The organism is Roseovarius litoreus (assembly GCF_900142765.1).
Taxonomy (GTDB): Bacteria; Pseudomonadota; Alphaproteobacteria; order Rhodobacterales; family Rhodobacteraceae; genus Roseovarius; species Roseovarius litoreus.
Genome location: NZ_FRCB01000006.1, coordinates 61,296 through 73,906 on the forward strand (window position 1 = coordinate 61,296; position 12,611 = coordinate 73,906).

Annotated in this window: 11 protein-coding genes; 7 read left to right on the forward strand and 4 right to left on the reverse strand. The window is 64.2% G+C overall.

Going from position 1 to position 12,611, the window contains the following annotated elements; all coding sequences use genetic code 11:
- Positions 1-94 precede the first annotated feature (94 nt).
- The 3 genes from F3H35_RS12450 to F3H35_RS12460 all read left to right on the forward strand — a co-directional run bounded on the left by F3H35_RS12450 (position 95) and on the right by F3H35_RS12460 (position 3,729).
- Entirely contained in the window at positions 95-625 is a 531-nt protein-coding gene (locus tag F3H35_RS12450; protein ID WP_188129960.1) for a gamma-glutamylcyclotransferase, read from the forward strand.
- A gap of 68 nt (positions 626-693) precedes the next feature.
- Positions 694-1,926 (forward strand): biopolymer transporter ExbB, encoded by a 1,233-nt coding sequence (locus tag F3H35_RS12455; RefSeq protein ID WP_149779901.1) that lies wholly within the window; start codon positions 694-696, stop codon positions 1,924-1,926.
- Positions 1,927-1,929: 3 nt separating this feature from the next.
- Entirely contained in the window at positions 1,930-3,729 is a 1,800-nt protein-coding gene (locus F3H35_RS12460; protein WP_149779902.1) for a peptidoglycan -binding protein, read from the forward strand.
- A gap of 24 nt (positions 3,730-3,753) precedes the next feature.
- On the opposite strand, the gene F3H35_RS12465 is transcribed toward F3H35_RS12460, so the two are convergent.
- The 3 genes from F3H35_RS12465 to gloB all read right to left on the reverse strand — a co-directional run bounded on the left by F3H35_RS12465 (position 3,754) and on the right by gloB (position 7,995).
- Positions 3,754-4,740, reverse strand: a complete 987-nt coding sequence (locus tag F3H35_RS12465) for a M23 family metallopeptidase (protein WP_149779903.1) — start codon at positions 4,738-4,740, stop codon at positions 3,754-3,756.
- Entirely contained in the window at positions 4,740-7,073 is a 2,334-nt protein-coding gene (gene clpA, locus F3H35_RS12470; protein ID WP_149779904.1) for an ATP-dependent Clp protease ATP-binding subunit ClpA, read from the reverse strand. Before clpA ends, F3H35_RS12465 begins: the two co-directional genes overlap by 1 nt.
- A 154-nt stretch (positions 7,074-7,227) precedes the next feature.
- Positions 7,228-7,995, reverse strand: a complete 768-nt coding sequence (gene gloB / locus F3H35_RS12475; RefSeq protein WP_149779905.1) for a hydroxyacylglutathione hydrolase — start codon at positions 7,993-7,995, stop codon at positions 7,228-7,230.
- A gap of 63 nt (positions 7,996-8,058) precedes the next feature.
- Between gloB and F3H35_RS12480 the strand changes: the two genes are divergently transcribed.
- The gene (locus F3H35_RS12480) at positions 8,059-8,805 is read left to right on the forward strand and encodes a class I SAM-dependent methyltransferase (RefSeq protein WP_149780060.1); all 747 of its coding nucleotides are present in this window, start codon (positions 8,059-8,061) and stop codon (positions 8,803-8,805) included.
- 23 nt (positions 8,806-8,828) lie between these two features.
- Here the strand turns inward: F3H35_RS12480 and F3H35_RS12485 are convergent, their stop codons facing one another.
- Positions 8,829-9,170, reverse strand: a complete 342-nt coding sequence (locus tag F3H35_RS12485) for a VanZ family protein (RefSeq protein WP_149779906.1) — start codon at positions 9,168-9,170, stop codon at positions 8,829-8,831.
- A gap of 428 nt (positions 9,171-9,598) precedes the next feature.
- On the opposite strand from F3H35_RS12485, the gene F3H35_RS12490 reads away from it, so the two are divergent.
- The 3 genes from F3H35_RS12490 to F3H35_RS12500 are packed head-to-tail and all read left to right on the forward strand — an operon-like array spanning position 9,599 to position 12,598.
- Positions 9,599-10,159 carry a F0F1 ATP synthase subunit delta gene (locus F3H35_RS12490; protein WP_149779907.1) on the forward strand — a complete coding sequence of 187 codons (561 nt, stop codon included), beginning with the start codon at positions 9,599-9,601 and terminating at the stop codon, positions 10,157-10,159.
- A complete protein-coding gene (atpA, locus tag F3H35_RS12495; protein WP_149779908.1) occupies positions 10,160-11,698 on the forward strand; it encodes a F0F1 ATP synthase subunit alpha in 1,539 nt (512 codons plus the stop codon).
- A gap of 15 nt (positions 11,699-11,713) precedes the next feature.
- Positions 11,714-12,598 carry a F0F1 ATP synthase subunit gamma gene (locus tag F3H35_RS12500; protein ID WP_149779909.1) on the forward strand — a complete coding sequence of 295 codons (885 nt, stop codon included), beginning with the start codon at positions 11,714-11,716 and terminating at the stop codon, positions 12,596-12,598.
- Positions 12,599-12,611 lie beyond the last annotated feature (13 nt).

Here is a 12,611-nt window from a genome sequence, read left to right on the forward strand (position 1 = left end):
TTCCGTTCAATCGTTGCACGCGTTCCGCCTTTAGCTGATGCCTCAGGTCAAAGGCGGACCGCTTTAAGGCGTCCAAAGCAAGAGGAACAGCAAAATGCAGATGTGGGTGTTCGGTTATGGATCGCTGGTGTGGAACCCGGGCTTCGAGGTGCAGGACAGGGTGATCGCGACGCTGCCGGGCTATCACCGCAGTTTCTGCATGCGCTCGATCCATCATCGCGGCACGCCCGAAGAGCCGGGGCTGGTGCTGGCGCTGGATGCGCAGGCGGAGGCGCAATGCCACGGTGTCGCGCTGTCGGTGGCGGAGGATCGGTCCGAGGCGGTTCTGGCCTATCTGCGCGAGCGCGAGCTGGTGTCGTCGGCCTATCTGGAGAAGATGCTCGAGATCGATCTGGCGGATGGCCGCAGGGTCGAGGCGGTGACCTATGTGATCGACCCCGATCACGTGCAGTATTGCGGGGGTCTGGACCTTGAGGAACAGGCGCGGATCATCGCGCGGGCGGTCGGCGGGCGGGGGCCGAACACCGAATATCTGTTCAACACCGCCGCACACTTGGGCGAGTTGGGCATCATCGATGCGGAGTTGGACTGGCTCGCGCGCAGAGTGCGCGCCTTGAGCGTATAAATCCTTGGCTTGACCGGTCCGTGCGCGTAGGGTTGGCCCAACGAAAGTCAGAGCCGGGAGCCGTCCAGATGGGCCAGCCGGACCGTGAGGTCGAGCCGCATTTTTCACGTCCCGTACGCCAGATCGTTCTGATGCTGGTGGTGCTTGGCCTGACCGGGGCCGGGGCCGTTCTGGCGGCGCCGAGGGTGATGCCGGTCTTCGAGGCGAACCCGTGGCTGAACGGGTTCATCCTGTTCGTCTTCTGCATCGGGGTGGTGGCCTGTTTCTGGCAGGTGGTTCAGCTGATCGGATCGGTGCGCTGGATCGAAGGATTCGCCGCACAGCATCCCGGCCACGAGATGGTCAAGGCGCCGCAATTGCTGGCGCCGCTGGCCACCTTGCTGCGCCAGCGCGGCAAGCGGATGCAGATCGCTTCGGGATCGGCGCGGTCGATCCTCGATTCGGTGGCGCAGCGGATCGACGAAGAGCGGGAGATCACCCGGTATATCGTCAACATGCTCATCTTCCTTGGTCTTCTGGGCACGTTCTATGGTCTTGCGACCACGGTTCCGGCCGTGGTGGACACCATCCGCAGCCTTGCGCCGCAGGAGGGTGAGGGCGGTGTGGATGTGTTCAACCGCCTGATGACCGGGCTTGAGGCGCAGCTGGGCGGGATGGGCGTGGCCTTTGCCTCGTCGCTGCTGGGGCTGGCGGGATCGCTGGTGGTGGGTCTTCTGGAGCTATTCGCAAGCCATGGGCAGAACCGGTTCTATCGCGAGTTGGAGGAATGGATGTCCACCATCACGCGGGTGGGATTTTCCAGTGGTGACGGCGAACAGGGCGGCGAGGCGCATGTCATGGCCCCCGTGCTGGACCAGATGGCCGAGCAGATGGAAAGCCTGCAGATGATGCTGACCCAATCGGATGTCAGCCGCGCCATGGTGGATGAAAAGCTGGGCGTGCTGGCGGATTCGATCGAACGTCTGACGCACCGGATGAGCGATACAAACCCGATCACCGCCGCGTTGAGCCGGGTTGCCGAGGGGCAGGAGCGGTTGATCGAAGTCATGTACGAGCGTCAGGCCCATGGCGGTGACGGTCTGGATGCCGAAAGCCGGATGCGGCTCCGGTCGATCGATGTGCAGATGCTGCGCATCCTCGAAGAAATCAGCGCCGGCCGGCAGGAGACGATGACCGAGTTGCGCACCGATCTGGCGGCGCTGACGCGGGTGTTCAACCAGATGCGCAGCCCGGCCCGTGATCTGGCCCGTGATACGGCGCGCGATCCGGCGCAGGGTCCGGGCGACAGGCAGGAGAGCTAGGCGATGGCGCTTTCCCGGCGCACAGGTGCACGGTTCCAGGCCTCGATCTGGCCGGGTTTCGTGGATGCGATGACCGGGCTTTTGCTGGTGCTGATGTTCGTTCTGACGATCTTCATGGTCGTGCAATTCGTGCTGCGCGAAACCATCAGCGGACAGGCGAGCGAATTGGACGAGCTGTCCGCCGAAGTGGCCGCACTGGCCGAGGCGCTGGGGCTGGAGCAGGACCGCAATGCCACGCTGACCGAACGGGTCGGGGAACTGAGCAGCACCTTGAGTGATGCGCGCGAGCGCCAGGAGGCGCAGGCGGCGCTGATCGCCTCGCAGGAGTTGGCCCTGGACGAGGCCCGCACCCGGATCGCCAGTTTCGAGGAACAGGTGGCCGGGTTGTTGGCCGCGCGCGATCAGGCGCTCGGGCAGGTGGCCGATCTGGAAGGACAACGCGCCGAGCTGTTGTCCGAGCAGGAGGCTTTGCAACTGGCGCTGGCGGATCTGCGCGGCGAGGTGGATGCACAGGCCGAGGCCGCGCGACTGGCCGCGGCCCGCCGCGAGGCGCTGGAGGCGCTGATCGCCGATCTGCGGACCGAGGCCGAGCAAAGCGACGAGGCGCGCGCCGCGCTGAGTGCGCAAGTGGCCGATCTGGAGGCCGAACTGAGCCAAGAGGAACAGGCGCGACTGGCCGAGGCCGCCGCCGCCGAGGCGCTGCGCGCAAGATTGCAGAACGCCGATGCGGAACTGACCGCCATGACCCTTGCGCTGGAGGAACAGCGCCGCCGCGCCGAGGACACGCTGACCCTGCTGGCGGCTGCCGAGGATGCGCAGGAGGATCTGGATGCGCGGCTGGCCGCGGCGCTTGCGGCGCGCGAGACTGCCGATGAGACGCTGGCGGCCAAGGATGCGCGGATCGCCGAGCTTGAGGCTCGGCTGTCCCAGACCGAGGCGCAGTCGATGGAGGCCGAAGAGTTGCGCGCGCGTCTGACGGCGGCGCTGGCGGAGAAACTGGCCGCCGAAGAGCAGGCCGACACCGCCCTGACCGAAGCCGAGGCGCGCGCGGCCCTTCTGGCGCAGGCCCGGGACCGGCTGGCCGACCAGCAGGAGCTGGCGAGCGAAGCGCAGAAGCAACAGGCGTTGTTGAACAGGCAGGTGGCGGCGCTGCGCGATCAGCTGGGCCAGCTTCAGGCGCTTCTTGATGACGCCAAGGCGCGCGAGGCGGCGCAGGATGTGCAGCTGCAGTCGCTGGGCAACGAGTTGAACACGGCGCTGGCGCGGGTCGCCGCCGAAGAGCGCCGCCGCCGAGAGGCCGAAGAGGCGCGCGCCCGCTTGCTGGAAGAGCAGAATGCCGATCTCGAGCGGTATCGGTCGGAATTCTTTGGACGGCTGCGCGATGTTCTGGGCGCGCAGGAGGGCATCCGCATCGAAGGCGATCGGTTCGTGTTTTCCTCCGAGGTGCTGTTTGCGCCCGGTGAGGCGGAATTGTCAGGCGCGGGTCAGAGGGAGGTTGCCAAGGTCGCGGAAATCTTCCGCAGCGTCACCGACGATATCCCCGAGGGGATCGACTGGGTCTTGCAGGTGGACGGGCATACCGACGATGTGCCGGTGCGCCCGGGTGCTGCCTTCGAGGATAACTGGGAATTGAGCATGGCGCGCGCCCTGTCGGTGGTGCGCTACATGATCGACACGCTGGGATTGCCGCCCGAGCGGCTCTCGGCCAACGGGTTCGGGCAGTATCAGCCGGTCAATCCGGACGACACGCCCGAGGCTCGCGCGCAGAACCGTCGCATCGAGTTGAAATTCACCGGCAAGTAGGTCACCGGCAAGTGAGGGCCGGGATCAGTTCGGGCTGATGGTGATATCGGCGTGGCGCACGGCGATCAGGCGACCCTCGCGCGTCAGTTGGACATAGCCGCGATACGCGCCCGGCTGCCAGCCCGACTGCGGCGCGCGGCGGCCATAGGCGCGAAAAAGCTGGGCTTGCGGATCCTCGAGCGTGACCTCATGGGCGAACACCTCGCCCTCGGGGCCGGAGGCGGTGAGCGTCATCACATCGCCCGGGCGGGCGTAAAAGACATGACCATAAAGCACGAGAGGCGTGTCGGGCGTGGCGGCGGGCAGGCGGGCGGCGCCGGATTTCACATCCTCGAAATCGGGCACACCGTTCGAAAAGCCTGCGGTGAAAAGCCCCGCACGGTCATAATCCGGCGCGTCCCGCCAGAGCCCGTCGCCTGCATTCACGCCGCATGTATCGCGGTTTTCGGGGTTGAACGGGTCGACGATGGCACCGTCCTTGAGCACGCCCAGATGCACATGCGGCACATTGGTCAGACCGCTGAGACCGACGAGGCCCAGCACATCGCCCGCCGCGACCTGCTGGCCGGTCTCGACCGTGATGCTGCCGCGCGCCATGTGGCAATAGAGCGTCTGCCAGCCGCCGCCGTGGTCGATGCGCACCGCGTTGCCGCATTCGCGCCCTTCGATCGAGGCGCGGGTGGCGTCGGTGACGGCGACATCCTCCATCCCGTCGCGGGTGGCGGCGACTGTGCCGGGGGCGGCGGCCAGCACGTTGACACCGGCCTCCATCGCTTCGAAGGAAATCAGTACGATATCGGTGCCGCGGTGGTCGTCACGGCTTTTGAGACCGCAGGTGTAATCGCGCTGCCCGGGGCCGGGATCGGCGTCGACATAATCCTCGACATAGCAGGTCTGCCCGAGAACGCAGTCGATGGGCAGGTCCAAGACCGGAGGTTCGGCCGCCGCGGGAACGGCGGCCGACAGGAGGCTGATCGCAAGGGCAAACCCTGCCCCGTTGAGCGGGCGCATCAGTCCGCGGTCAGAAGGGGCGGCTTCTTGCCCGACAGGCGCGGCCGGTCCGGGCCTTCGATGCGCAGGTCGATCTTGTCGTCCTTGATGCCGACCTGAACGAGGCCACCCTTGGCCAGCTTGCCGAACAGCAGTTCCTCGGCCAGCGGCTTCTTGATGTGCTCCTGGATGACGCGGGCCAGCGGGCGGGCGCCCATCTTGTCGTCATAGCCCTTGTCGGCGAGCCATTCGGCGGCAGGCTGCGTCAGTTCGATCGAGACGTTGCGATCCATCAGCTGTGCTTCGAGCTGCAGGACGAATTTCTCGACCACCTGGAGGATCACCTCTTTCGGCAGCGGACCGAAGGAAATCACCGCATCCAGACGGTTGCGGAATTCCGGGGTGAAGGTCCGTTCGATCGCGGCGGTATCCTCGCCCTCGCGGCGGTCGCGGCCAAAGCCGATCGCGGCTTTCGCCTGCTCGGCGGCGCCGGCGTTCGAGGTCATGATGAGCACGACATTGCGGAAATCCACCGACCGCCCGTTGTGATCGGTCAGGGTGCCGTGGTCCATCACCTGCAGCAGGATGTTGAACACGTCTGGATGTGCCTTCTCGATTTCGTCCAGCAGCAGCACGCAATGCGGGTGCTGATCGACCCCGTCGGTCAGCAGACCGCCCTGATCGAAGCCGACATAGCCCGGGGGCGCACCGATCAGGCGCGAAACGGCGTGTTTCTCCATGTATTCGGACATGTCGAAGCGCAGCAGTTCGACACCCAGCGTGTCGGCGAGCTGCTTGGCCACCTCGGTCTTGCCAACGCCGGTCGGGCCGGCAAAGAGATAGTTGCCGATCGGCTTGTCGGGTTCACGCAGCCCGGCGCGCGCCAGCTTGATGGAGCTGGCCAGCGCCTCGATCGCGGGATCCTGACCGAAGACGACGCGCTTGAGGGTCTTTTCCAGATCCTTGAGAACTTCGGCATCGTCCTTGGACACGCTTTTCGGCGGGATGCGGGCAATCTTGGCCACGACAGCCTCGATCTCCTTGGCGCCGATGGATTTGCGGCGCTTGGAGGCGGCCACCAGATGTTGCGCAGCGCCCGCCTCGTCGATCACGTCGATCGCCTTGTCCGGCAATTTGCGGTCGGTGATATAGCGCGCCGACAGATCCACCGCCGACTTGATGGCGTCATTGGTGTATTTGACGCTGTGATGCTCTTCGAAATAGGGCTTGAGACCCTTGAGGATCTTGATGGCGTCATCGGTGGTCGGCTCAACCACGTCGATCTTCTGGAACCGGCGCGACAGCGCGCGGTCCTTTTCGAAATGCTGGCGGAATTCCTTGAACGTGGTCGAGCCCATGCAGCGCAGCTTGCCGCCCTGCAGCGCGGGTTTGAGCAGGTTCGAGGCATCCATCGCACCGCCCGATGTGGCGCCCGCACCGATCACGGTGTGAATCTCGTCGATGAAGAGCACCGCGTCGGGGTGGCTTTCAAGCTCGTTCACCACGGCCTTGAGCCGCTCTTCGAAATCGCCGCGATAGCGGGTGCCCGCCAGCAAGGCGCCCATGTCGAGCGAGAAGATCGTGGTATTGGACAGCACTTCGGGGGTCTGGCCGCGCACGATCTTGAGGGCGAGACCTTCGGCGATGGCGGTCTTGCCGACGCCGGGATCGCCCACCAGAAGCGGGTTGTTCTTGCGCCGACGGCAGAGCACCTGAATGCAGCGCTCGACCTCGGAGTCGCGGCCGATCAGCGGGTCGATATCGCCACGGCGGGATTTCTCGTTGAGGTCGACGCAATACTTGGCCAGCGCGGATTCCCCGGCTTCGACAGCCTCGGGTTCCTGTTCGCGGCGGGTGTTCTCGCTTTCGGATTCGCTGGCGCCGGTGATGCGCCGGGATTCGCCATAGGCCGGGTCCTTGGCCACGCCATGCGCGATGAAATTCACCGCGTCATACCGGGTCATGTCCTGCTCCTGCAGGAAATAGGCCGCGTTCGACTCACGCTCGGCGAAGATGGCGACAAGCACATTGGCGCCCGTCACTTCGGTCCGGCCCGAGGATTGCACATGGATCGCCGCGCGCTGGATCACGCGCTGGAAGGCGGCGGTCGGCACCGCTTCGGATCCTTCGATGTCGGTGACGAGATTGGACAGGTCGTCGTCGATGAATTCCACGAGCGTGCCGCGAAGATCCTCGGTGTCGACGCTGCACGCCTTTAGAACGCGCGCGGCGTCAGGCTCGTCGATCAGCGCGAGCAGAAGATGCTCGAGCGTCGCGAACTCGTGCTGACGCGCATTGGCCAAGGCCAAAGCCGCGTGAATTGCCTGTTCCAGCGTGTTCGAAAATGAAGGCACGTCGTGCTCCTTCTGATCTGGGCCGTGGCGGGATGCCGACGACCTTGGCCTCATAGTATTAAAGTTTGGTCGATATGGACGACTCTTCAAGTTTTTTCTGGAGCCGCCCGGTCACTTTTGATGGCAGAAGACTGCATTTGCGGCATCTGGTTCGTCAGAACCGATCCTTGCGCCCGCGGATTTCGGCGAACACCTTGGCAGGATCGGCCCCGACCATGCCGAGATGGGCCTGAATGTCCGGATCGGACGCCCGCAGAAACGGGTTTGTGGCCAGCTCCTCGGACAGTTTCGAGGGCACGGTAGGATGGCCTTTTTCGCGCGCCGCGTCGATCGCGGCTGCACGGGATGTAAGCGCTGCGTTCGCGGGGTCAATGGTCAGCGCGAATTTGGCATTGGCCTGCGTGTATTCATGGCCCGAATAGACGGTCGTATCCGAGGGCAGTGCAGCCAGGCGCGAGAGGCTGTCATACATCTGGTCCATGGTCCCTTCGAACACCCGGCCGCAGCCAAGCGCCATCAGGCTGTCCGCACTGAAGAGCGCGGCACTTTCGGGGAAATAGAAGGCGATATGGCCCACGGTATGCCCCGGCACCTCGATCACCTCGGCGATGAGATTGCCGATGATGATGCTGTCGCCATCCGCCACCGCGATGTCGAGCGGCGGCAGGCGGTGCGCATCGGCGGCGGCCCCCACGACCTTGGCGGGCGCGGCCTCGAGCAGGGCCTCGAGCCCCTGAACATGGTCGGCGTGATGATGCGTCAGCAGCACATGGCTGAGCGTCCAGTCGTTCTCTTCGAGCATGGCGAGGATCGGGGCCGCGTCGGGCACGTCGATCGCGGCGGTCTGCCCGGTGTCGGGATCATGCGCCAGAAAGGCATAGTTGTCGGACAGGCAGGGAATGGTTTCGATCTGCAAGGCCATGGTGTTTTCCCCTTTGCCGGTTAATGTTAGCGTCAAGAGTGACCGATCATGGACCCGTCTGCAATGCATCTCGACGTGCAGGACCTTCGCAACTTCTATTATCGCAGCCAGTTGGGGCGCGCGGCACAGGCGGCTGTGCGAAAGGAAGTGCTGTCCTTCTGGCCCGAGGCGCATGGGCAGACGGTGGCGGGTTATGGCTTTGCGGTGCCGTTCCTGAGGCCTTACCTCGAGGATGCCCGTCGGGTGATCGGCCTCATGCCGGGGCCGCAGGGGGTGATCGCCTGGCCGCAGGGCCTGCCCAACGTGTCGGTGCTGTGCGAGGAAACCATGTGGCCGCTGGAAACCGGGCATGTGGACAAGCTTCTGGTGGTGCACGGGCTGGAGACCAGCGAGAATCCCGGCGCGCTTCTGGAGGAATGCTGGCGCGTGCTGGGGCCGGGGGGATCGGCGCTGTTCATCGTGCCGAACCGGGCGGGGCTGTGGTCGCGCTCGGATCGTACGCCGTTCGGCTTTGGCCGGCCCTACAGCCAGTCGCAGCTTGAAAGCCAATTGAAGCTGCACAATTTCCTGCCGCTGCGCCATGCCACGACGCTTTATCAGCCGCCCTCGGAGCGGCGGATCTGGCGCAAGACCTCGATGTTCTGGGAAACCCTGGGGGTGAAGATGTCGGTGGTGCTGTCGGGGGGCGTTCTGCTGGTGGAGGCGACCAAGCGGGTGCATGCCTCGTCGGGTCCGGGTCTGCGCGAGACGGTGCGCAAGCCGCTCGAGGCGCTCAAGCCCAAACCCAAGCCCGAGGCGAAACCGATCTGAGCGAAGCGCGCCCTGCCGCGCGATCAGGCGGCGCGGCCAAGGCGCGCACGGATCAGCCCCGGCACGATCCCGATCGCAATGCCGATCCCGTCGGCCAGAAGATCGCCCCATTCCGCGCTGCGCCCGACAAACGGCTGGATCAGTTCGATCGCCGCGCCATAGGCAAAGGCGCAAGGCGCCAGCCAGCGGATCGACGCAGGCCGCGTCAGCGACAGGGGCAGCACCAGAAGGCAGAAGGCCAGCGCATGGATCTGCTTGTCGCTCAAAGGCCAGGGGATGCCGGCGCCACCGGGCGGGCTGAGCGTGCCCCAGGCGATCGTGAGCGCCAGGGCAAGGGTCAGAACGGTTGTGATGCGCTGCGTCATTGGGGCCTTTTGCGCCGGGTGTGGGACGGATCGGATCGTGCGGGCGCGCCGTGGAACTGCCGCGCCTTGCCGCAGCGTCCGGATACACGCCTTATTGTGCAAGGAAAAGACGGCTGCTGGTTGATAGCGTTAACGTGTGCGGGGCGGTATTGCACAGGGCTTGTGCACAGGAATCGCGAAATATGTGGAAATTCGCGACTTTTTCGGTAGGTAAAATGAGCGCAAACGGTCGCAGGATCGGCAAGTATCTGAAATCATGGAAAATTCAGCTTCAGGTAACGCGGATCGTGTAGCTTGCTAGGTGCGCAAGGCTCTGCTACACCCACGCCGAATTCCGGTGTTTTGAAAACTTGAACGCCTGTCAACTCCCCCGGGACGGCGCGATCCGTCGTACTGCAACCCGGGGCCAGAAAATCGGAAGGGTGGACGTGTCCGAACCAGCTTCGATCTCCTCCGGCATCGCCGAGCGCTATGCCACCGCCATTTTCGAGATTGCGAAAGAGAGCAAGTCTCTGCCCAAGCTTGAATCCAACATCGACGATCTGCGTGCCGCACTGGCCGAAAGTGCGGAACTGCGCGACGTGATCTCGTCGCCCGTTCTGGCACGGGCCGATCAGGCCAAGGTCATGGATGCGATCGCCAAGAAGATGAAGCTCGAGACCGTTGTGGCCAATGGCCTGGCGGTCATGGCGGGCAAGCGTCGTCTGTTCGTTCTGCCGCATCTGCTGAAGCATCTCAGCGCGATGATCGCCGACGACAAGGGTGAAGTGACCGCCGACGTGACCAGCGCCAAGGCGCTGACCAAGGCGCAGTCCGACAAGCTGGCCAAGACGCTGACCGCCCGTGTCGGCAAGGACGTCAAGATCAATGCGACCGTCGATGAAAGTCTCATCGGCGGTCTCGTCGTAAAGGTGGGCTCGAAAATGATCGACACCTCGATCCGCTCGCGCCTGAATTCCCTACAGAATGCAATGAAAGAGGTCGGATAAATGGGTATCCAAGCTGCAGAGATTTCTGCGATCCTTAAGGACCAGATCAAGAATTTCGGCCAGGAGGCCGAGGTTGCAGAGGTTGGACGGGTTCTGTCGGTGGGAGATGGCATCGCGCGCGTGCACGGGCTGGACAATGTCCAGGCCGGCGAGCTGGTCGAATTCCCCGGCGGTGTCATGGGCATGGCCCTGAACCTCGAGACGGACAATGTCGGCGTCGTGATCTTCGGGTCCGACCGTGAAATCGGCGAAGGCGACACCGTCAAGCGCACCAAGTCGATCGTGGACGTTCCGATCGGCGACGAGCTGCTGGGTCGCGTCGTTGACGGTCTGGGCAATCCGCTGGATGGCAAAGGCCCGATCAAGACCAAGAACCGCGGCATCGCCGACAGCAAGGCGCCGGGCATCATCCCGCGTAAATCGGTGCACGAGCCGATGGCGACCGGCCTGAAATCGGTCGACGCCATGATCCCGATCGGCCGTGGCCAGCGCGAGCTGATCATCGGTGACCGTCAGACCGGCAAGACCGCCGTTGCTCTGGACACGATCCTGAACCAGAAATCCTACAACGACGCCGCCGGCGACGACGAGAGCAAGAAGCTCTACTGCGTCTATGTCGCCGTCGGTCAGAAGCGCTCGACCGTGGCGCAGCTGGTGAAGAAACTCGAGGAATCGGGTGCGATCGACTATTCGATCATCGTCGCCGCGACCGCATCGGACCCCGCGCCGATGCAGTTCCTTGCCCCATATGCCGCCACCGCGATGGCCGAGCATTTCCGCGACAATGGCCGTCATGCCCTGATCGTCTATGACGATCTGTCCAAGCAGGCCGTGGCCTATCGTCAGATGTCGCTGCTGCTGCGTCGTCCGCCGGGCCGCGAAGCCTATCCGGGTGACGTGTTCTATCTCCATTCCCGCCTGCTCGAGCGTTCGGCCAAGCTGAACGAAGACAACGGCTCGGGGTCGCTGACGGCGCTGCCGATCATCGAAACCCAGGGCGGTGACGTGTCGGCCTTCATTCCGACCAACGTGATCTCGATCACCGACGGTCAGATCTTCCTCGAGACCGAGCTGTTCTACCAGGGCATCCGCCCCGCCGTGAACACCGGTCTGTCGGTGAGCCGCGTGGGTTCGTCGGCGCAGACCAACGCGATGAAGTCGGTCGCGGGTCCGGTGAAACTGGAGCTGGCGCAGTATCGCGAGATGGCCGCCTTCGCCCAGTTCGGTTCGGACCTCGACGCCGCGACCCAGCAGCTGCTGAACCGTGGTGCGCGCCTGACCGAGCTGATGAAGCAGCCGCAATATTCGCCCCTGACCAACGCTGAAATCGTCTGCGTCATCTATGCCGGTACCAAGGGGTATCTGGACAAGATCGCCGTCGATCAGGTGGGCCGCTTCGAGCAGGGTCTGCTGAACCACCTGCGCAGCAAGCATCAGGATCTGCTGGATCACATCACGACGCAAGACCCCAAGATCAAGGGTGAAGCCGAGGACAAGATCAAGGCAGCGCTGGACGAATTCGCCGCCGACTTCGCATAAGGGGGAGATAAGGCAATGCCGAATCTCAAGGACCTGAAAAACCGGATCGCGTCGGTCAAATCGACCCGCAAGATCACCAAGGCCATGCAGATGGTGGCCGCGGCGAAATTGCGTCGGGCGCAGGACGCGGCAGAAATGTCGCGTCCCTACACCGAGCGTTTCAACGCGGTGATGGGCAAGCTGGCCGCCTCTGTGGGCGACAGCGACAGCGCACCGCGCCTGTTGCGCGGGACCGGCTCGGATGACGTTCATCTGCTGGTGGTCATGACCGCCGAGCGTGGCCTCTGCGGTGGCTTCAACTCGAACATCGCCAAGAAGGCGCGGGTCGAGGCGGAAAAACTGCTGGCCAAGGGCAAGACCGTCAAGATCATCACGGTGGGCAAGAAGGGGCGCGACGCGCTCAAGCGCGACCTGCGCGATCACTTCATCCACCATGTCGATCTGAGCGACGTCAAGAATATCGGCTATGCGGACGCCCAGGCGATCGCGGCCCAAGTTCTGGACCGCTTCGATGCGGGCGAATTCGATGTCGCGAAGATCTTCTATTCGAAGTTCGAGAACGTCGTGAGCCAGATCCCGACGATGCAGCAGGTGATCCCGTTCGAAGTGGACCAGGCTGCCGCCGATGACGCCCCCGAAGCGGGCGTTGTCTACGACTATGAGCCCGACGAGGAGGCGATCCTTGCCGATCTTCTGCCGCGCGGCGTGGCCACGGCGATCTTCAGCGCCCTGCTGGAGAACGGGGCCTCGGAACAGGGTGCCCGGATGTCCGCCATGGACAACGCCACCCGCAACGCCGGCGACATGATCGACAAGCTGACAATCGAGTACAACCGCTCGCGTCAGGCCGTCATCACGAACGAGCTTATTGAAATCATTTCGGGCGCCGAGGCGCTCTGACGAAACCGGAGAG